The organism is Helicobacter bilis ATCC 51630, assembly GCF_000686565.1.
Lineage (GTDB): Bacteria > Campylobacterota > Campylobacteria > Campylobacterales > Helicobacteraceae > Helicobacter_A > Helicobacter_A bilis.
On the sequence record NZ_JMKW01000040.1, the window covers coordinates 1 to 20,307 of the forward strand.

At 35.3% G+C, this 20,307-nt stretch carries 22 protein-coding genes; 18 read left to right on the forward strand and 4 right to left on the reverse strand.

What is annotated here, in order from left to right; translation table 11 throughout:
• The 4 genes from T368_RS0108075 to T368_RS0108090 form a co-directional block, all read right to left on the reverse strand.
• Positions 1-630, reverse strand: a 630-nt coding sequence (locus tag T368_RS0108075) for a Crp/Fnr family transcriptional regulator (protein WP_211248557.1), incomplete at its 3' end; no start/stop codon positions are given.
• 107 nt (positions 631-737) lie between these two features.
• Positions 738-1,637 (reverse strand): LPP20 family lipoprotein, encoded by a 900-nt coding sequence (locus tag T368_RS0108080; protein WP_004087248.1) that lies wholly within the window; start codon positions 1,635-1,637, stop codon positions 738-740.
• A gap of 14 nt (positions 1,638-1,651) precedes the next feature.
• Entirely contained in the window at positions 1,652-2,584 is a 933-nt protein-coding gene (locus tag T368_RS0108085) for a ribose-phosphate pyrophosphokinase (RefSeq protein ID WP_004087246.1), read from the reverse strand.
• 189 nt (positions 2,585-2,773) lie between these two features.
• Positions 2,774-3,391, reverse strand: coding sequence for a class I SAM-dependent methyltransferase (locus T368_RS0108090; protein WP_004087244.1), 618 nt, complete (start codon positions 3,389-3,391; stop codon positions 2,774-2,776).
• 323 nt (positions 3,392-3,714) lie between these two features.
• On the opposite strand from T368_RS0108090, the gene T368_RS0108100 reads away from it, so the two are divergent.
• From T368_RS0108100 to T368_RS0108180, 18 genes are all read left to right on the forward strand, one after another.
• Positions 3,715-4,359 carry a hypothetical protein gene (locus tag T368_RS0108100; RefSeq protein ID WP_004087243.1) on the forward strand — a complete coding sequence of 215 codons (645 nt, stop codon included), beginning with the start codon at positions 3,715-3,717 and terminating at the stop codon, positions 4,357-4,359.
• Positions 4,356-5,717 (forward strand): UDP-N-acetylmuramoyl-L-alanyl-D-glutamate--2,6-diaminopimelate ligase, encoded by a 1,362-nt coding sequence (locus T368_RS0108105; protein ID WP_004087242.1) that lies wholly within the window; start codon positions 4,356-4,358, stop codon positions 5,715-5,717. The genes T368_RS0108100 and T368_RS0108105 overlap by 4 nt, the downstream gene beginning before the upstream one ends.
• 195 nt (positions 5,718-5,912) lie before the next feature.
• On the forward strand, positions 5,913-6,332 hold the full coding sequence (locus tag T368_RS0108110) for a YkgJ family cysteine cluster protein (protein WP_004087241.1): 420 nt from the start codon (positions 5,913-5,915) through the stop codon (positions 6,330-6,332).
• Between the two features lie 25 nt (positions 6,333-6,357).
• A complete protein-coding gene (locus T368_RS0108115; RefSeq protein WP_004087240.1) occupies positions 6,358-7,722 on the forward strand; it encodes a tetratricopeptide repeat protein in 1,365 nt (454 codons plus the stop codon).
• A gap of 210 nt (positions 7,723-7,932) precedes the next feature.
• Positions 7,933-8,403, forward strand: a complete 471-nt coding sequence (folK, locus tag T368_RS0108120; protein ID WP_004087239.1) for a 2-amino-4-hydroxy-6-hydroxymethyldihydropteridine diphosphokinase — start codon at positions 7,933-7,935, stop codon at positions 8,401-8,403.
• Entirely contained in the window at positions 8,400-9,848 is a 1,449-nt protein-coding gene (gene flhF / locus T368_RS0108125) for a flagellar biosynthesis GTPase FlhF (RefSeq protein ID WP_004087237.1), read from the forward strand. Before folK ends, flhF begins: the two co-directional genes overlap by 4 nt.
• Positions 9,849-10,083: 235 nt before the next feature.
• Positions 10,084-10,917: a fumarate reductase cytochrome b subunit gene (locus T368_RS0108130; protein ID WP_004087235.1), complete on the forward strand. Its 834-nt coding sequence runs from the start codon at positions 10,084-10,086 to the stop codon at positions 10,915-10,917.
• A 16-nt stretch (positions 10,918-10,933) separates the two neighbouring features.
• On the forward strand, positions 10,934-12,904 hold the full coding sequence (locus tag T368_RS0108135) for a fumarate reductase flavoprotein subunit (RefSeq protein WP_004087233.1): 1,971 nt from the start codon (positions 10,934-10,936) through the stop codon (positions 12,902-12,904).
• Positions 12,904-13,638: a fumarate reductase iron-sulfur subunit gene (locus T368_RS0108140; RefSeq protein ID WP_004087231.1), complete on the forward strand. Its 735-nt coding sequence runs from the start codon at positions 12,904-12,906 to the stop codon at positions 13,636-13,638. The genes T368_RS0108135 and T368_RS0108140 overlap by 1 nt, the downstream gene beginning before the upstream one ends.
• A 366-nt stretch (positions 13,639-14,004) precedes the next feature.
• The gene (gene rfbA, locus T368_RS0108145) at positions 14,005-14,892 is read left to right on the forward strand and encodes a glucose-1-phosphate thymidylyltransferase RfbA (RefSeq protein WP_004087230.1); all 888 of its coding nucleotides are present in this window, start codon (positions 14,005-14,007) and stop codon (positions 14,890-14,892) included.
• A complete protein-coding gene (gene rfbB / locus T368_RS0108150; protein WP_004087229.1) occupies positions 14,889-15,905 on the forward strand; it encodes a dTDP-glucose 4,6-dehydratase in 1,017 nt (338 codons plus the stop codon). Before rfbA ends, rfbB begins: the two co-directional genes overlap by 4 nt.
• 6 nt (positions 15,906-15,911) lie before the next feature.
• Positions 15,912-16,970 (forward strand): hypothetical protein, encoded by a 1,059-nt coding sequence (locus T368_RS0108155; RefSeq protein WP_004087228.1) that lies wholly within the window; start codon positions 15,912-15,914, stop codon positions 16,968-16,970.
• Between the two features lie 38 nt (positions 16,971-17,008).
• On the forward strand, positions 17,009-17,671 hold the full coding sequence (locus tag T368_RS0108160) for an acetyltransferase (RefSeq protein ID WP_004087227.1): 663 nt from the start codon (positions 17,009-17,011) through the stop codon (positions 17,669-17,671).
• A 13-nt stretch (positions 17,672-17,684) separates the two neighbouring features.
• A complete protein-coding gene (locus T368_RS17180; protein ID WP_275051011.1) occupies positions 17,685-17,813 on the forward strand; it encodes a hypothetical protein in 129 nt (42 codons plus the stop codon).
• A 16-nt stretch (positions 17,814-17,829) separates the two neighbouring features.
• Positions 17,830-18,372 carry a formyltransferase family protein gene (locus T368_RS13630; RefSeq protein WP_248646236.1) on the forward strand — a complete coding sequence of 181 codons (543 nt, stop codon included), beginning with the start codon at positions 17,830-17,832 and terminating at the stop codon, positions 18,370-18,372.
• Positions 18,372-19,196 carry a WbqC family protein gene (locus tag T368_RS13635; RefSeq protein ID WP_080695799.1) on the forward strand — a complete coding sequence of 275 codons (825 nt, stop codon included), beginning with the start codon at positions 18,372-18,374 and terminating at the stop codon, positions 19,194-19,196. The genes T368_RS13630 and T368_RS13635 overlap by 1 nt, the downstream gene beginning before the upstream one ends.
• Positions 19,193-19,840 carry an acyltransferase gene (locus T368_RS13640; RefSeq protein ID WP_247598837.1) on the forward strand — a complete coding sequence of 216 codons (648 nt, stop codon included), beginning with the start codon at positions 19,193-19,195 and terminating at the stop codon, positions 19,838-19,840. The genes T368_RS13635 and T368_RS13640 overlap by 4 nt, the downstream gene beginning before the upstream one ends.
• 18 nt (positions 19,841-19,858) lie before the next feature.
• Positions 19,859-20,307 (forward strand): WbqC family protein (locus tag T368_RS0108180; RefSeq protein WP_027338423.1); only part of this gene is annotated, 449 nt, incomplete at its 3' end.

A 20,307-nucleotide genomic window follows, 5' to 3' on the forward strand; every position in this document is an offset into this window, starting at 1 on the left:
TTTAAGCACAATCTCATTGCGATTTGTCTCAATTAGCCCTTGTGTTTTTAGCTCTTTTATCACTCTTGTAACTGCCTCTCTGGCACTGCCGATATTGTTTGCTATGCTCTCTTGACTTGCTTCTACGCGGTTATTTTTAGCGTTACTTAGTAGAAACTTTACTACGCGATTTTTGAGACTTTTAAAGGTTACATCATTAATGGTATCAAAGGCTTGTTTTAGGCGTTTAGAGACTAAAGATAGATTAAAACGCATAATAGATTCATTACTCTGTGTGAGTGTCTCAAAAATCTTATTTGGCAGAATAAACACGCTAGAATCTTCCATAAACTCAAGCACCACATCAGCCTTAATGTTTGATAAAATACAGCTTGTAGAGATGATACAGCTTTCATTTGTAGCGATGGTAAAAATGGTGATTTCCTTAGCATTGCTTGATACACTAAAAAAGCGGATTTTCCCGCTTAAAACATATAAAAAGCCTAGTAATTCATCGCTATCTGGGTAGATTCTATATCCCTTTGTGTATGCTTTTACAATACCCTTATTTTGCAGGACTTCAAGGCTTTTCTCATCGCCACATATTGTGGTATTGATTTGTATCAAGGTGTCTTTAGTGAGTGGTTGCATATTTTCCTTTTGTGATAAAATCGCTTGAATTATAACTTAAAAAGGTTAGTGTTGGGGAGTTGTGGAATTTGTATGAAAGCTTAAGTTTTATGCGAATTTTAGCAATACTACTCATCAATCGCTTTATACACTATTGCACCAAAACGGGATTTTTTTGAACCTTGTAGTATGTCATGCTGATTTGTATGAGTGTTAATTTGTATCGTGCTTTCTAGGTTATTTTTGCAATCATAAAATTCTAGTAAAAATTGCAATGGGTTATTATTACTTACTTTTATGTGTAGTATTTGTTTAGCTTTTGGGTCAATTTTGATGAATTTGCTTAATTCAGCTGTAAGGATAGCTTGTGCTTCTTGTTTATAGCTATGCAAACTATCTAACTCCCAGTGTAAAGCGTAGTTAGGAAGTGTTGAAATCCTATTTTGAAATTCTAAAAGCATAATATTTCCATAACTCATATTTTTTGTTAGAGCTTGATAAAGTGCAATATCTTCTTGTAATGCGTTTAATATTTCTTTAAACTTTTTATATTGTGAGAAAGAGACTTGATTGCAAGTTTTAAGCATGGAGGATAGTTCGCTTTGTGCTTGGGTTATGCGATTTGCAATAGAGCCTTCCAATATTTCTCTGCTTACTCTCACACGCACATTCACTTTATTGCCTTGCTTTGTTGTCTTTTCAACTTCTACTGATGGTATATCCTTGATTTTAGATTCTAAGAATGTATTACTCATGCCGCTTGTTTGTAATGTATCATTTTTTTGATTTATATTTTGTTGTGTTGAGTATTTAATACTTACTTGTAAGTTTGTCGCAAGATCTTGCAAGGCATTCTGCTTTGCAAGATCAAAGTTAGGACCAGAGCCTTCACCATAGATATAGCCTTTGTTTGTTTTATCCTTATGAAAGCTTGTATCTTTTGCGTGACTACAACCATGCAAACCAAATAGCATGATACATATCAAAGTGTAGATGAAAATGTATGGGGATCGCAAATATTTTTGCATATTGCCTCCACTTTTTAAATAAATAAAGAATTTACACTTTCATTGTGATAAATCCTACGCACGACCTCAGCAAAAAGCGGTGCGACAGATAGAATCTTAATCTTTGGACTTGTCTGCTGCAATGGGATAGAATTGCTTAATACCACTTCATCTAGCACACTTTCATTGATTCTATCATACGCACCACCACTCAAAACCGGGTGCGTGCCAACCGCCATGACACTCGCTGCACCCCTATCTTTTAATGCTTTGGCTGCTTTACACATCGTCCCAGCGGTATCAATCATATCATCTAGCAAAATGACATCTTTATTTGCTACATCGCCGATGATATTCATTACTTCACTTTCATTTGCTTTCTCTCTTCTTTTATCAACGATAACTAAATCTAGCCCTAACTGATTTGCAAAATATCTAGCCCTTGCTACACCGCCAATATCTGGGCTTGCAATGATTGGATTTTTCAACTCTTTTTTATGTCGTATGTAATCCCTAAATATAATCGCACCATAGAGATTATCCACTGGAATATCAAAAAAGCCTTGAATCTGTCCGGCATGTAAATCCATAGTGATAACGCGATTTATACCCGCACTCTGTAATAAGTTCGCCACAAGCTTTGCAGTAATTGGCACTCGCGGGGCTGCTTTTCTATCCTGTCTTGCATAGCCAAAATACGGAATTACAGCATTAATAGAGTTCGCACTACTACGCTTAAATGCATCAGCCATTATGAGTAATTCCATGAGATTATCATTTGTTGGAGAGCAGGTTGGTTGCACGATAAAGACATCTTTTCCACGCACAGATTCGCTGATTTGCACACTAATTTCGCCATCGCTAAAACGCGTTAAAAGAGCCTTTGATAGTGAGCAGTCAAGGTGGGTTGCTAACTCTTTGCTAAACTCTGGGTGTGCATTTCCTGTAAAAATTTTAAAGCCCTTCAAAGCCATTCCTTTTTTAAATGTGTGTCAATTATAATTTGTTAGTTTAGAATCTTAGCTAAACTTTTTGGAGAATACAATATGTAAAGCTTATATTGCGTTAAATCTTTATATTAACAATATGGTTTAAAGGTTATTTTTAGATTTTAATGCTTGTAAATTTTAGGATTTATAATTTGGGCAAAAAATATATCAGCATGAATTGGGATTCACCCATAGCATTGTAGGCTTCGATGCAATCCCCCATTCTTGTGGGTGATTCTCCTGTATTTCAAAGACGATTTTGCAATCTAAAAAAAATGGTGCGAGACGCAAATCTAGATTCCTACACTCTGTTGTCAAAATATCATAATTACAATGTTCGCCTATATCGTTTGTGATTAAGGCATATTTGAATTTATAAAGATTATCAATAAATGATTGTATCTTTGCATTTGTTGGGTGTTGTAGAACATCTTTGCATAATAATAAATCTGCGGCAGGTAGCTTTGAGAAATCTCCATCGTATAGATGGAAGACAACATTATCTTTGCTGTATTTGCTTGTATTATTTTTTATCACTTGACTAGCAACATCATAGCCATGATATTTTATACCGCTAAAATCAATATTTTTCGAAAACTGCCAGTCTCCACAACCCGCATCAACAATGCTTGTAATATTGTATTTTTTAAAAAAGTCCTGTAAGAATACCACATAATTTTTGCATAATTTTTCGCAAGAACCACTACCAGAACCATTGCCCCACATATTTGTTTCATATACGACATCAAAAAGCACATTGAGATTATCTGCATTTTGACGCAGCAACAAGCTACGAATAAATTTAACATCATTAACTAACGAGGTTGCTACCCCCCCCCCCCCAGATTACCCTGTCCCTATATTTTTTCAACCTGTCCTTAAAAGTTTTAGACATAATCACATCCTTACATATAAAATTTTAGGAATTATACAAAGATAATGTGTAGAATTTGCATAGAAGCGTAAAATTTTGATTTGCATTATTAAGTATTTTGATTTTATCACAACCATTTTCTATTACGATTGCAAATTAATAAAACTATGCTAGAATAAATCGATATATAAAATGAATTTATGCAAAGACAAATGGCTAAGGTAAAAGGATAATCATGCAGACTATTCAATTACAACAAACAAATATAATGACAAAAAAGCTTTTACAAAAAAAAGGTGCTAAGGCATTGCTTAATGGTAATTTCCAAGGGGCATTCTACCTATTTGAGAGTGCATTTTGGCTTGATACGCATGATTTAGATTCTAGAATCGGGCTTTATCTTGCTGATATGGGTATGGATTTTGGACAAGAGGCAATTGGCATTTATGATTTTTATCAAAGCATACTCGCAGCTGAAAAACGCTCAAATAAACATAGAGTTCAACGCATGATACTTTCTCTCATTGAAGCTTTTGATAATAAAACACATAAGCTTTCAAAGGCTATGCAAAGAAGTAAAAATGAGGCAATGGATAGCTATGATGCGATTAGTTATGCAGATATCAAAGCCTTATTAAAGACAAAGGATTTTAAAGAGATTTACAGCGGATTGCCTATAAACACAAAGCTAGTATTTGGAGAAAAAGGGGATTTTTACGAGTTTTTATCCTTACTCGTGCAGAATGATTATATTGAGGCATTGCTGCATTATATCGACTCATTGCCACGATATGATATGGAGCTTATACCTTTAATTGAAGCGGCAAATAATAAACTCAAAAAAAATAAAGCTAAAAAACAACAAAAAGTATCAAAATGAAACCACACATTACAGATGATACAAGAAAGCTAAGAGAAGATTCTATCTTTCTTAAAACTCCGCAAAACGCACATTTTATAGAATCTTTACCGCAAAATATCCGCATTTTAGAAAGAGATAATCTAAAAGAGTATTTCAATACAAATATTAAAATAATTGGCATTACAGGCACAAATGGCAAAACAACAACGGCAGCGGCTATATATTCTGTGTTGCTTGATATGGGTTATAAAGTCGCCCTGCTTGGCACTCGTGGTATGTTTATCAATGACACACGAAAAAAGCCAAAGGGACTCACAACGCCCAGCCTTTTAGAGTTGTATGAAGATATAGATATGGCGGCAAATATGGGCTGTGATTTCTTTGTCATGGAGGTTAGCTCACATGCGATTAAGCAGGAGAGAATCTATGGCTTAGAGTTCTGCCTTAAGATTCTCACAAATATCACAAGCGATCATTTAGACTATCATAAGACTTGGGAAGATTATGCTAAGACTAAAATGCAGTTCCTACAAAGTGGCGAGTGTATAAAGATAATTAATCTTGATGATAAAAGTGGTGCTAGTATGCGTTTTTATCCGCATGTCCTTACCTATGGTGTGGAATCTAAGGGGCATTTATTTGTCAATGCCTATGGTTTGCAAGATGGGATTTTCGCACAGATGAGTTTGCGATTGCAAAAAGATTCTATGCAAGAATGCGTTATAGAATCTAGTCTTTTTGGTCTTTTCAATCTCTATAATCTCATGGCGGCAACACTTGCAATACATGCTATCACAAAGAAAGATATACAAAGTATTTGTGCGTATGTGAAAAACTTTGGTGGTGTGTCTGGTCGCATGGAGATTGTGAGTAAAGAGCCTTTGGTAATCATTGATTTTGCCCATACTACTGATGGTATGAAGCAGGTTTTTGAATCTTTTAAGACAAAAAATATAAGTGTCGTGTTTGGGGCTGGTGGCGATAGGGATAAGAGTAAGCGTGAGAAAATGGGTGAGTGTGCTAGATTCTATGCAAAAAAGATTTATATCACAAATGATAATCCAAGAAGTGAAAATCCGCTAAGTATCGCACAAGAGATCGCAAAAGGTGTGTTTGCAAAAAGCCTTAATGAAACAGATATAGAGATTAAAGAAAACACTTCTTATGAGATTAAATCAAGTAATGCTGCTATTACTATGCAAATTATCCTTGATAGAAAAGAAGCTATTAAACTCGCCTTAAATGAATTATCAAAAGATTGGGTTTTACTTGTGCTAGGCAAAGGTGATGAAAGTGTGCAAATATTTAGAGATAATGAAATGCATTTTAGCGATAAGGAATGCGTGCAAGAGATTTTGAGAGAGAAGCAGGGTTGATTTTAGAAACTTTTACATTGTAATGTTCTTTAAGTGAGAGAAGATTGAAATATTGTTATAGTAGGGTTATTCTAGATTCTAAAGTGTGTATATTGGTAGATTATCGTTTCGCATATTAAGCATAAATTGCTACAATAACGCAGTTTATTTACAAAATAAAATATCACAATCAACATGAAAATAAGTAGAGATAATATGCAAGACAAAATAGATTCTAAACATCATACACAAGATAATATAATAAAAAAAGATGGCTTTGACTTTGCGTTTAACACAGGAAAGTGTAGTGAATGTGGGGGGAAGTGTTGCTATGGCGAGAGTGGTTATATTTTTGCAAGTATTGCAGAGATAGAGAGAATCAGTGCTTTTTTAAATATACCTTTTGAGGATTTTTGTTTGCGTTATATTAAGAAAGTAGGCACAAGATTCTCTCTTATTGAAAAAAAATGCGATGATGTAGAAAAAGGCATAAGTTGTGTATTTTTTGATGAAAAAAGTTTAAAATGCTCTATTTATGAAGTTCGACCAAAGCAATGTCAAACCTTTCCTTTTTGGAGCATGTATAAAAAAGATAAAGATGAGTTAGTAAGCCGTTGTATAGGTGTTATTATTTAGCACAGCATTTAGGGGTGGAGTGATTATGAAAACAAATATTTTTGCATTAATTTGCCGTATAAGCCTAGCATGTGTTGCAATATTGCATATAAGTTGTGCAGATACTACGAGAAAATTAGGTCAAAATATACAAAGCACACAGACATATAATACAGATGTTGGCACTGATTTTCTTATGCTAAAAGCCGCTGACTTTATGAATCAAGAACTTTTTTTAGAAGCTGCTGATATATATGATAGGCTCTATAAGCAAACAAAAGATCTTTATTTTTTAAAACAAGTCGCATTAGCTAAAAGTCAAGCTGGAAGCATTGAGTTGGCAGTTGAAGCAGCAAAGCAATATCAAACTTTAAGTAAAAATCTAGATGATGTGGATACAAATCTCATCATTGCAGAAGATCACATACGAAAAAAGCAATATAATCTAGCAATTATTTTGCTTGAAAAGAATATAGCTATAAATCCGAGTTTGCATACACATTATGTTTTGAGTAATTTATATTTGCAAGAAAATATGCCTAAAAAGGCTGTGAAGCATTTTATAAGCGTATATGATGATCCCATGAGTTCTGGGACAAAACTAAGACTAGAAGCACTTAATCAAATTGTAGCAATCTATTTAAAGCTTAAAGAGATAGATAATGCTTTACATTATCTCAATATGTATATCGCAGATAATGAATATAGCCTAAATTTACAGACATTTTTTCCTATCTATGCAAAGGCTAATAAACTTGATATGCTACAAGATAATCTTGCAAAAAGATTCCATGATGATAAAAGCTTAGAAAATGCACGTATGCTTATAGCAATTCTAGTGCAATTAAAGCATTATGATGAGGCAATAAAGCTATTAAAAGAGAATAAAACACTACTTGGCAATGATGGCGAAGAAATGCTTATGCAAGTTTATGCGGAACATGGGGATTTTAAGAGTGCTTCTAAAATAGCAAGTAAGCTATACGCACAGACAAAAAAAGCAGAATTATTAGGGCTTAGTGCGGTATATGAATATGAGGCGATAGAATTTAAAAATAAACAAACTCTAAAACCAATCATCAATACGCTTAAAGACATGCTTACAAAACGCACAGAAGAGCTAAAAGAAGCAAAAGAGAATCTCAGCAAAAATGACGCATTTTTTTATAATTTTTTGGGCTATTTGATGATTATCCATGATTTTAATATTGATGAAGGTATGCAGTATGTAAGCAAAGCTCTTGCTATCGAGCCAACATCTATTGAATATTTGGATAGTTTAGCTTGGGGATTCTATAAAAAAGGGGACTGCAAACAAGCTAAAGAGACATTTGAACTCATCTCACCAGATAAGTTGCAGGATATACCAGAGCTTATAGAGCATAGCAAGGCGATTAGAGAGTGTAACTAGATATATACGCTATGTTTTATTAGGAATTTTATTGATTTGGTTTTATAAATAATGATTTTTCAAATGTCTAATAATACAGAATCTAAACTTTTGTATTTCAAAATACTAATTTTTTAGGTATAATAGCGAGTTTTATTAAGATTAGAATTTGGATTAGATTCTCTAATTACTATTTATTCGTGATAGTTAAATTATAGGCAAGGAGTTTTTGTGAAGCTATTTACAAAGCATTTTCCTTATGTGCAACATAATTGCAAAAGTTATGCAAATATGGTTGTTTGGGGTATAGGTGCAAATGTTGGTCATTGCATAAAAACTTTTGAGCAGCTTTTTTCTTGCTTATATAAACACCCAAAGATTCAGATTCACAGCACAGCATACATTTATAAGAATCCGCCTTTTGGATATATAAAACAGCCAGATTTTTACAATACAAGTATTATGTTTAGCACATCTTTATGTGTGAGATCGCTTTTTTCTCTTATGTTTTATTTTGAAAGAAAGTTTGGTAGAGAAAGGGTACGTTTAATGAAAAATGGGGAGCGTAGCTTGGATATTGATTTAATTTTTTATGCGAAAAAGAAGGTAAATTTAGCTCACATGTATCTACCACATAGAGAGTATGCTAATAGGCAGAGTGTGTTGCAACCACTTACTTTTCAATTAGGTTTATTTAAATGAAGCTTTACACTTATTCAGGAGAGACACCACCAGAGGCTTTGAAAAAAGCACAGAGTATGCACGGAGATGAAGCATTAATCATTGATAGCAAGGAAATAAGAAAAAAAACTCTAACAGAGCCGGGCTTATATGAAGTCGTAGTTGCAGTCCAAGATGATGCAGCCCCAGTGCCACAGCCAGAAGTCGTTGCACCGAGATCTAATAGCATTCAGCAAAGACTTGATGAAATCGCACAAAAAGAGCTTGAGCGAAAAAGGGCACAAAAAAAACTTGATGTTTTTGATGAAGATATTAGTCGTCAGCTTAGTCGTGCAGTAAAAGAGATTTCAGAATTATCTAGCGACATAGATTCTGAAGATATTCGCCTTGATTTTAGTCCAAATGTTACGAATAGATTGCAAACACAATCTACAAAAAAAGATGATTTACAGGTTACAAATGCACCGATTTTACAGCAAACTTCAAGCACATTAGAAACACTTAATAAACGAGTTGGATCAAAGTTGCAAGAGCGACAGAATCTGCAGGGGGCAAATGTAGAGGAATTACGCGGGATAAAGCAAGAATTAGACAAATTAAATGATAAACTAAAGCTTATTCAAAACATGGTATGGGACGATAAAAGTCCAAAAAGTGAGGGCATAAATATACCCCACGAGTTTGCTGAAATCTATCGTATTGCAAAGAGTAGCGGTATAATTAAAAGTCATCTTGATGCGATTATGAGCCTTAGCCTTGAGCTTATGCCGCTTAAAATGCGTGAAAATTCTTTGACTATCAAGCGTTATTTTAGGGAAGTGTTGCGTAAAATGGTATATTGTCGTCCAGAAAGCAAGGATATGACAAAAAAAATAATGATGCTTGTAGGTCCAACAGGTGTTGGCAAGACTACCGCACTTGCAAAACTTGCCGCTAGATTCTCACTTGAGAAAAAGGCAAAGGTTGGCATTATCACCCTTGATAGTTACAGAATCGGTGCATTGCAGCAGCTTGAATGGTATGCAGAGAGAATGCGTATTAGCATTCAAATGGTGGTTGCCCCAGAAGAGTTTTTACAAGCCCTAGATTCACTTCGCTATTGTGATTATATTCTAGTTGATACCGCAGGTCGTAGTCAAAATGATAGCGAGAGAATCGCACAGATAAAAAAATACTTACAAGGTGATTATAAAATCAATACTTCACTTGTTATGAGTGCGACAACAAAATTTGAGGATTTGCGTGATATTTACGATGCATTTAGTATTTTGAATCTTGATACATTGATATTTAGCAAACTTGATGAAAGTCGTGGCTTAGGCAATATTTTTTCACTTGCGTATGAGACAAAAAAACCCATCAATTACTTTTCTATCGGGCAGGAAGTCCCCACAGACTTGGTTGTAGCAACTAACGAGTCGTTAGCCGATTGGCTTTTAGATGGTTTTATAAAACCTATACGATAGATGTAGATTCTTAGAATCTTCTATTAAACATACATACTTTTATATCAACTTATCGTAACTACATGTTGTAAAATGGGGTTATGTGTAGTTTTTACACATAGTTTTGTAAAAAAAGTTTTAAAACAAATTGCTAAAAGAATTTCAAAGTGATTATATCTTATAATATTACGCGGAAGTATGCAGGGTAAATATGGCATACTACTGGCAAATCAAAGCTCATTTTAAGGGAGGCTTAATGCAAGAAGAGAAGGTGATAGAAGGTTATCTTGGCATAACCACAGAACGCAAAAAAAGTAGAGTGCCTGCACGATTAGACTGGTGGCAAAGTGCTACTGGACTTTTTTTAGGCTTATTTATGATAGCACACATGTTTTTTGTCTCTAGTATTCTTATTAGCGATCAATTCATGTTTACTATTACGAAGTTATTTGAGGGTAGTCCATTTCTTAGTAAAGCTGGAGAACCAAAAATAGTAAGCGGTGTAGCGGCATTTGTATTTATTGTTTTTGTTGCACATGCTTTTTTAGCAATGCGAAAATTTCCTATTAATTATAGGCAATTTCTTGCTTTAAAAGCACATAAGCATGTGATGAAGCACAGCGATACAAGTTTATGGTTTATACAAGCGGCAACAGGCTTTGTTATGTTTTTCTTGGCAAGTGTGCATCTTTATATCATGTTTGCAGAGCCAGATACTATTGGACCAAGTGGTTCTTCATTTAGATTCTTTGAGCAAAACTTCTGGCTGCTCTATATTGTTTTGCTTTTTGCGGTTGAATTGCATGGTTCTATCGGTCTTTATCGTCTTTGCATTAAATGGGGATGGTTTGAAGGGCTTGGAATCAGTGGTTTAAGAACTGCAAAATGGCTTATGAGTGCGTTCTTTATTATCTTAGGTCTAGCTACATTCTATGCGTATTTTAGTAAGGGAATGAATCAGGATTTTAAAAGCATTCAAGATGCTAAAGAGTATGACCATGAAAGATTTGGTGTTCATGTTGAAGCAACAAACACAAATGCAATGGCAGACAAAGCTCTTGCTATTGCAAAAGAAAATCTAAGCAAGTAATAGAAAAGGAAGATATATGAAAGTAGTATATTGTGATGCGTTGGTTATTGGGGGCGGATTAGCAGGGCTTAGGGCTTCTATTGCGGCAAAAGAGGCAGGATTAAACACAATTGTATTAAGTCTTGTCCCGGTTAAAAGAAGCCACTCGGCGGCAGCTCAAGGCGGTATGCAAGCAAGTCTTGGAAACTCTGTAAAGAGTGATGGCGATAATGAAGACTTGCACTTTGCTGACACGGTGAAAGGAAGCGATTGGGGTTGTGATCAAGATGTGGCAAGAATGTTTGTTACCACCGCTCCAAAAGCAATCAGGGAATTAGCGGGATTTGGTGTGCCTTGGACTAGAATCCAAAAAGGCGATCGCCCGGCAGTTATCAATGGCGAAAAGGTAACAATTACAGAAGATGACTTCCGCCACGGCTATATCCATTCACGCGACTTTGGTGGCACAAAAAAATGGCGAACTTGCTATACTGCCGATGCGACAGGGCATACTATGCTGTATGCGGTAGCAAATGAAGCCTATAAGCTTGGTGTGGATATACAAGATAGAAAAGAAGCTATTTCTATCATTCATCAAGATGGCAAGTGCTATGGTGCGGTTGTGCGTGATTTGGTAACAGGTGAGCTTATAGCCTATGTGTCTAAAGGCACATTACTTGCCACAGGTGGCTATGGCAGAGTGTATAGAAATACGACAAATGCGGTAATTTGTGAGGGTATTGGTGCAGCTATTGCGATGGAGACAGGCATTGCAAAACTTGGCAATATGGAAGCTGTGCAGTTTCACCCAACGCCACTTGTGCCTAGTGGAATCTTGCTTACAGAAGGTTGTAGGGGTGATGGTGGAATCTTGCGTGATGTTGATGGTTATCGCTTTATGCCCGATTATGAACCAGAGAAAAAGGAACTTGCAAGCCGTGATGTTGTGTCTCGTAGAATGCTTGAGCATATCCGCAATGGTAAGGGTGTAAAATCACCTTATGGTGATCACTTATGGCTTGATATTGCTATCTTGGGTAGGGCGCATGTTGAGAGAAATTTACGCGATGTGCAAGATATCTGTAAAACATTTGCAGGTTTAGATCCAGCAGAAAAATGGGCGCCTGTGCGACCTATGCAGCATTACTCTATGGGTGGTATTCGCACAAATTATCAAGGCGAAACTTACCTTAAAGGATTATTTGCCGCAGGTGAAGTTGCGTGCTGGGATTTACATGGATTTAATAGACTTGGTGGAAACTCTGTAAGTGAAGCGGTGGTTTCAGGTATGATTATCGGTGGATATTTCACTGATTATTGTGTGAAAGCACAAATTGAAGTGCAAACTTCTGTGCTTGAGAAGTTTATTAAAGAGCAAGAAAGCTATATTGCCTCTCTTATTAATAATTCTGGCAATGAAGATGTCTATGAGCTTAAAAATGCGATGAAAGATATTATGGATAATGATGTTGGTATTTTCCGTGATGGTAAGAGTCTGCAAGAAGCTGTTAATAAACTTGAAGAGTTATTTAAACGCAGCAGAAATATTCATGTGAAAAACAAAAAGTTGCATAATAACCCAGAGCTAGAAGATGCTTACCGCACACCAAAAATGCTTAAAGTTGCTTTATGTGTAGCGAAAGGTGCGCTTGATAGGACAGAATCTCGTGGGGCACATTCAAGGGAAGATTATCCAAAAAGAGATGATGCAAATTGGCTTAAACGCACACTTACAAGCTGGGAAGATCCAAACCAAACATTGCCAACGGTAACCTATGAAGATTTGGATATTATGAAAATGGAGATTGCTCCGGGATTCCGCGGATATGGTGCTAAAGGTATGATTATAGAACATCCAAATAGTGCTATAAGACAAGCTGAGATTGATAGAATCACACAAGAGATTCAAGCTAAAGGTGGCGATAGATATGCCCTGCAAGAAGCTCTTATGCCATTTAATTTACAACCACAATATAAAGCAAGAAATCAAAGATTAGGAGATAGATAATGAGTGCTGAAACTAAAGGAAGAACATTAACTATAAGAGCATTAAAATTTGACCCACAGAGTGCCACTTCGAAGCCGCATTTTAGGGAATACAAAATTGAAGAAGCACATTCTATGACTGTTTTTATTGCGCTTGGTATGATTAGAGAGCAGCAAGACCCGGATTTAAGCTTTGACTTTGTATGTCGTGCTGGAATCTGTGGTAGTTGTGGCATGATGATTAATGGGCGACCCGGTCTTGCTTGCAGAACTTTGACACAAGATTTTCCTGATGGCGTTATCACGCTTATGCCTTTACCTGCATTTAAGCTTATTAAGGATTTGAGTGTAAATACAGGTGATTGGTTTGCAGGAATGACAAAGCGAGTTGAAAGCTGGATTCACACACAACACAAGCCTGATATTTCAAAACTTGAAATGCCAATAGAGCCTGAAGTGGCTGATGAAGTTTTTGAGCTTGATAGATGTATTGAGTGTGGGTGCTGTATCGCAAGCTGTGCTACAAAGGTTATGCGTGATGACTTCGTAGGTGCTGCAGGAATGAATAGAATCGTGCGATTTATGATTGATCCGCATGATGAGCGAACTGATGAAGATTATTACGAGCTTGTAGGTAATGATGATGGTGTATTTGGCTGTATGAGTCTTATTGCTTGTCATGATGTATGCCCTAAAGAGTTGCCACTTCAAAGCAAGATAGCATATTTGCGTCGCAAGATGGTGGCTTTACGCTAGAATCTTAATGTTGATTCAGAACTATGAAATATAGCCTTATTATTGACTTGCATAATTGCAAGTTAGCGTGAAGCTAGTGTCTAGTGCGAAACTTTAGAAAAGGCGATAGCTAACTTATAGCTTGATATTGAGTAAGAATATCAAGCTTGTGTTTAAAGATGTTTTATATTCACTTCATTTTATTTACAAAAAATCTGTTTTTTTAAATGTCCTGATGCAATATTCTATATTTTCTATATTTGACTATTAAGCATAATAGATACGCCAAGTATAAACTTTTATATTTACCTTACTTGCAATAATTTTTGCTACAATTTGCACTTTTATGGCGAGTTTTCGAAGTTGTTTAAAGAAAGGTTTGTAGGCATGAAAGGCATAGTTTTAGCAGGTGGAAGTGGGACAAGGCTCTATCCATCTACGCTTATGGTATCTAAGCAGTTGTTGCCTATTTATGATAAGCCTATGATTTATTATCCGCTATCTGTGTTAATGCTTACTCAAATTAGAGAAGTTTTAATCATTTCTACCCCCAAAGATACGCCTAGATTCAAAGAGATTTTTAGTGATGGCAGTTGGCTTGGTATGGAGATTAGCTACTCTGTGCAAGAAAGTCCAGATGGATTAGCCCAAGGGCTTATTTTAGCAGAGCAGTTTGTAGGCAATGATGATGTAGCTTTGATTCTAGGGGATAATGTCTTTTATGGGCAGGGCTTTTCGCCTATGCTTTTAGAGGCAAAGCAAGAGGCACAAAATGGCATTGCTACGATTTTTTCCTATCGCGTTAAAGATCCAGAGCGTTTTGGTGTAGTAGAGATAGATAAAGAGGGCAGGGCGTTAAGCATTGAAGAAAAGCCATTAAATCCTAAGAGTAATTTTGCGGTAACTGGGCTGTATTTCTATGATAATAATGCCATTTCTATCGCTAAATCTTTAAAGCCTAGTGCAAGGGGAGAGCTAGAAATCACTGATGTAAATATTGCATATCTTAAGCAAAATAAGTTAAGATCTCAAGTGCTAGGCAGGGGCTTTGCGTGGCTTGATACAGGCACGCACGATAGTCTTGTGGAGGCTTCTACTTTTGTGCAGACTATTGAGTTACGACAGGGCTATAAGATTGCTTGTTTAGAAGAGATTGCCTATCATAATGGCTGGATTGATGAAGAAAAATTGCTAGAGCGTGCTTGCATTTTGCAAAAAAGTGGCTATGGTGAGTATTTGAAAAATCTTTTAGACTTAAGTAGGGCGGGGCAGTGAAAAGCATTTTAATAACGGGTGGGGCTGGTTTTATCGGTAGCAATTTTGTGTTGTATTTTTTGAAAAAATATCCAAATTATCACATTGTAAATTTAGATCTGCTTACTTACGCTGGGAGTCTAGAGAATCTAAAAGGTGTGGAAAATTTCAGCAATTATACTTTTATGCAGGGCGATATTTGCGATGAAGGCTTGGTAGATGAAATTTTCACAAAATATGAGATTGAAAGTGTGATACATTTTGCTGCTGAATCTCACGTGGATAATTCTATTGCCAATCCCAATGCGTTTATAAAAACAAATGTCAATGGGACTTTTAATCTTTTGCATACTGCTTATTTACATTGGTTTGAAGCACCGCATATTGCAAAAAGGGGCAAGGAAAATTGTGTGTTTCATCACATTAGCACTGATGAAGTTTTTGGCTCTTTGGGCGAGAGTGGGTATTTTACAGAATCTACACCCTATGCACCAAACTCCCCCTATTCAGCTTCTAAGGCATCAAGCGATATGCTTGTGAGATCTTATATCCATACCTATGGATTAAAGGCGTTTATTACAAATTGCTCTAACAATTATGGTCCTAAGCAACACGATGAGAAGCTTATCCCCACGATCATTCGTAATGCCCTGCAAGGTGAGACAATACCTATTTATGGCGATGGTAAAAATGTGCGTGATTGGCTCTATGTGGAGGATCATTGCCGTGCTATTGATGTGGTGTTTCACTCACAATGCTGTGGCGAGACTTTTAATGTCGGTGGGAATTGTGAGCGTGTGAATATAGAGATTGCAAAGCATATTTGTGCGTTGCTTGATGAGATTGCCCCAAGGGCGGATAAAAAGTCTTATCAAAGTCAAATTGCTTTTGTGCAGGATAGGGCAGGACACGATAGGCGTTATGCCATTGATTCTAGCAAGATAGCTAAGATTCTAGGCTGGAAGCCACAAGAGAGTTTCGCAAGTGGGCTAGAGAAGACATTGCGGTATTATGTTGAAAAATATGAAAGGTAGGAAAATATGAATTTAAAACGATCGTTTGAGAAACGTTATCAGAGATTTGTTGCTAATCGCGCATTAAGGCATTATAAATATGTCCATTTAATGTTCAATGATAAGTTTAATAAACCATTTGTTGATTTTTTGAATAAATATTTTGACAAAAGAGAGCATTTGATTTTATGTAAACGAACTTTCAACGAGTTTCCATTTCCTGAAGGCTCAAATGTTATTGAGGTGATGGATTATTCTGGACTGAACTTTTCTTGCAATAATATCAAAAAAATTATTTGTCACTCATTATTTGATGAGCAGCTTGTAGACCTATTTTATAATAATCGTGATTTACTGAATAAGAGTTATTGGATAATGTGGGGAGGCGATCTGTATCATCCAGTAAGGGACGAGAAAAATGATTTTGTAAGAAAACACTTTAAAGGCTATCATAGCGACTTAGATAAAGAGTATGCATTGCAAACTTATGGTATGGAAGGTAAGTTTTATAGATCGTTCTATATTTTTCCACTTTCTAGGGAAATGCTAGATAACACCGTTAAAAAACAAACCGATTGTGTTACGATACAAATTAATAACTCATCTGATAAATCGACGCTTGAAATGCTGGATATACTTGCAAAATTTAGAGATAAGGATATTGTGGTTAGAACGGTTGTATCGTATGGAGATACGAGATATAACAATGATATTATAGCTAAGGGTAGAGAGATATTTGGCAACAAGTTTGAATACCTAGATAAACTTCTGAGTTCGCATGAGTATGCACAGTATTTAGCTCAAAATGATATTTTGATATTAAACCAAGCCAATCAAGAAGGCTTTGGCAACACAATAGCATCTCTGTATTTAGGGGTAAAGGTATTTATTCGACGGGAATCTTCGGTCTATGGCTATCTCAATAATGATGGTTGTTATATTTACGATAGCATGAATATTGTTAATTTGAGTTTTGATGAATTTATATCAAACCCATATAGTAGTGCTAACAAAAAAGAGACAAGAGAAAAGTATTATAACGAAGACTACCTTGCAAAATTGTATAGGGATTTTTTTGAAGATTAGATTGGAAATATAGCAGATATGGTGCAAAGGGATGCAGTATGAAAAAGATATTGATTTTTGGCAATAGTGGCTATGCAAAGGTGGTAACTCAATATTTGCAGGAATGCTATGAGATTGTTGCTTATGTGGTTCATAGACAATATTTAAATGAAAAGATGTTTTTAAATAAACCGCTTGTGGCTTTTGAAGATATTTGCGAATTATATCCACCGCATAGTTATCAAATGTTTGTTGCAATTGGCTACAAGCAAATCAATACTATAAAAGAACGAATTTATAAGAGCGTTAAGAAAAGTGGTTATAAATGTATTACTTATATCCACTCTAGTGTGCGAATGATTAATGGGGGGGGGGGGGTAAGTATTGGTGAAAATGTTTTTATATTTGAAAATGTTGTGCTACAGCCATTTGTTAAGATAGGTGATAATGTTAGTATTTTGCCTGCTTCGATTGTCTGCCATGATAGTTATATTGGAGATCACTGCTTTGTAGCTTCGGGAGTTTGCATTAATGGTTTTGTTGAAGTGAGAAGTAATTGTTTTTTAGGTGCGGGTTCTATTATTAAAAATGGTGTGTGTCTTGGTGAGAAAAGTTTAATAGGTGCAGGTTGTTGCATTTTAAAGGACACGAATACAGGAAGTGTGTATAGGTCTAGTGATGCTATCAGGCTTTCTAAGAATAGTTGGGATATTAATTTGTAGAAAAGGAAGGATAATGTCAATCAATGTTGCATTTTTTTGCACAGGCAATGGTTCGTTTTTAAAGTTTATTGAGCAAAATAGAGATACGTTAGGGAAATTTGCATGGGGGGGGGGGGGTAAATCTATACCTTCTATGCGATAGAGAATGTGGTGCTTATGTGGATTTGAAAGACAAAATAGATTCCATTATATTGCAATATAGCGAGCTTGGCGGAGTGGAATTTGAGAGACAGGCTACGTGCTGGTTGGAATCTAAAAATGTAGATTATTTAGTTTTGACTTGCGATAGAATTTTGAGATATTCGTTGTTAGATAGTTATTGTAAAAATAAAAAAGCTTTCAATATTCATCCAGCTTTGTTGCCTAATTATATTGGTATGCGTGCCGTCGAAAGAAGTTTTGTGTCGGATGATTCTATATATGGTGCAACTATTCACTATGTAACAAAGGAGCTTGATATGGGACCTAGAGTTGCTAGATGTGTTGTTGAAAGAGATAGTGATAATTTTGTGCAATACGCACATAAGTTGTTTGTTAATCAAAGCGTGTTACTATTAAATTTTTTATGTGTTCTTGTGTCTAGAGATCAGATTCATTTATTAGATGATACTTTTCATAAAGGTTTTAATCCATCGTTAGTTATTGAAAAACAGGATATTGTGTTTTTTGATTCTAAAGATAAAGAGTATTTGGAGATATGATGAAAAAAGTAGCTATTTTGCAATCAAATTACATTCCATGGAAAGGCTATTTTGACTTAATTAATTCTGTGGATGAGTTTATTATTTATGATAGCATGCAATACACTAGAAGAGATTGGAGAAATAGAAATCAAATCAAAACGGCAAATGGGTTGCAGTGGCTAAGTATACCGGTCGAAACAAAAGGCAATTATACCAGCCCAATAAGAGAAACTAAGGTTGCAGATATGCGGTGGAAGGCTAAACATATTGAGAGTTTAAGACATAATTATTCAAAAGCCCTGTGTTTTAAAGATAATTTTGCATGGCTAGAATCTTTATTGATGGAGATCAAATCGCTTTATTTAAGTGAAATAAACTTAATCTTGATGAAGGCTATATGTGAGTATTTTGGAATCCAAACTAAAATTTCTTGGGACACAGATTATGGATTAATAGAGGGAAAAACACAAAGGTTGGTTGATTTATGTCAAAAGGTAGGGGCAGATGAATATATATCTGGACCTGCAGCAAAAAGCTATATACAAGAGGATCTTTTCAATCAAGCAAATATAAAACTTACTTGGTTTGATTATTCTGATTATAAAGAATATACTCAACTTTATCCACCTTTTGTGCATAATGTCAGTGTTATAGATCTTATCTTTAATGAGGGAGAAAATGCCAAAATGTACTTAAAAAGCTTTAATGCAATCAATGGGGGGGGGGGGGGTGAATACCCTTATTTTTATCTCTTTTTATCTGCATATATATCTAAGAAAACCGCATATTTAATATTGTTTTGTTGCCTTTCTACTTTGAGATGTAGAGAGGTGATTAAATGAGCTATTTAACACAACATGAACTTTTATCTTTAGACTTTAAATCTCTTGGCAAAAATGTATTAATATCTTCAAAAGCAAGTCTATATGATACGCATTTAATGATTCTTGATGATAATGTAAGGATTGATGATTTTTGTGTGATAAGTGGCAATGTTTATCTTGGAAAATCTGTCAGCATTGCACCTTTTTGTTTAATTGCCGGTGGTAGTAAAAGTGAAGATTTGCAAAAAGGTGGAGTTATTATCGGCGATCATAGTGTCTTTGCTTATGGCGTAAGAGCTTTTTCTCGCAGCGACAATTATGTTACAACGAATAAAGATGAAGTATATATAGATAGAGTGGTAATTGGTCATCATTGTATTTGTGGGACAAATAGTGTTATTTATGCTGGAAGTAGGCTTGGTGATTATGTGTCTGTTGGTGCGCTTAGTTTCGTTAAAGGCGTATGTGAGGATTATAGTGTATATGTTGGTACTCCTGCAAAGTTACTTAAGCGTGTAAAACTCTATGGGGGGGGGGGTAAATACCTATATTTTATACTTTTTTGTCTATGTGTATATCGCAAAATTTTCACTTTTAAGTCTCTTCAACTTTTTACTCAATGCAAGTTTTTGTTTCCAAGTTATATCTCTAAGATTCAATAAAAAATATTTGGAGATATGATGAAAAAAGTAGCTATTTTACAATCAAATTACATTCCATGGAAAGGTTATTTTGACATAATAAATTCTGTAGATGAGTTTATTATCTATGATACTATGCAATACACAAAAAATGATTGGAGGAATCGCAATCAAATCAAAACTGCTGTTGGCATACAATGGTTAAGCATACCGGTTAAAATAGGTGGAAGAATTTCTCAAAATCAGACAATTAATCAAACGCAAATTGCAGATTCTGGATGGAGCAAAAAACATTGGAATGCCATTAAAATGAATTATGCTAAATCTCAATATTTTAAGCACTATCAAACAATTTTTGAATCTTTATATGCTGAATGTAGCACAGAATCTCTTTTATCGTTGATTAATTATAAATTTATTATTGAGATTAATGCGATACTTGGAATCCAAACTAAAATTTCTTGGGACACAGATTATGGATTAATAGA

Bases quoted from the DNA above. Each gene is read 5' to 3' on its own strand.
- T368_RS0108080 (WP_004087248.1), bottom strand. From the start codon at position 1,637: ATGCAAAAATATTTGCGATCCCCATACATTTTCATCTACACTTTGATA.
- T368_RS0108100 (WP_004087243.1), top strand. From the start codon at position 3,715: ATGCAGACTATTCAATTACAACAAACAAATATAATGACAAAAAAGCTT.
- T368_RS0108105 (WP_004087242.1), top strand. From the start codon at position 4,356: ATGAAACCACACATTACAGATGATACAAGAAAGCTAAGAGAAGATTCT.
- T368_RS0108110 (WP_004087241.1), top strand. From the start codon at position 5,913: ATGCAAGACAAAATAGATTCTAAACATCATACACAAGATAATATAATA.
- T368_RS0108115 (WP_004087240.1), top strand. From the start codon at position 6,358: ATGAAAACAAATATTTTTGCATTAATTTGCCGTATAAGCCTAGCATGT.
- flhF (WP_004087237.1), top strand. From the start codon at position 8,400: ATGAAGCTTTACACTTATTCAGGAGAGACACCACCAGAGGCTTTGAAA.
- T368_RS0108130 (WP_004087235.1), top strand. From the start codon at position 10,084: ATGCAAGAAGAGAAGGTGATAGAAGGTTATCTTGGCATAACCACAGAA.
- T368_RS0108135 (WP_004087233.1), top strand. From the start codon at position 10,934: ATGAAAGTAGTATATTGTGATGCGTTGGTTATTGGGGGCGGATTAGCA.
- T368_RS0108140 (WP_004087231.1), top strand. From the start codon at position 12,904: ATGAGTGCTGAAACTAAAGGAAGAACATTAACTATAAGAGCATTAAAA.
- rfbA (WP_004087230.1), top strand. From the start codon at position 14,005: ATGAAAGGCATAGTTTTAGCAGGTGGAAGTGGGACAAGGCTCTATCCA.
- T368_RS0108155 (WP_004087228.1), top strand. From the start codon at position 15,912: ATGAATTTAAAACGATCGTTTGAGAAACGTTATCAGAGATTTGTTGCT.
- T368_RS0108160 (WP_004087227.1), top strand. From the start codon at position 17,009: ATGAAAAAGATATTGATTTTTGGCAATAGTGGCTATGCAAAGGTGGTA.
- T368_RS17180 (WP_275051011.1), top strand. From the start codon at position 17,685: ATGTCAATCAATGTTGCATTTTTTTGCACAGGCAATGGTTCGTTTTTA.
- T368_RS13635 (WP_080695799.1), top strand. From the start codon at position 18,372: ATGAAAAAAGTAGCTATTTTGCAATCAAATTACATTCCATGGAAAGGC.
- T368_RS13640 (WP_247598837.1), top strand. From the start codon at position 19,193: ATGAGCTATTTAACACAACATGAACTTTTATCTTTAGACTTTAAATCT.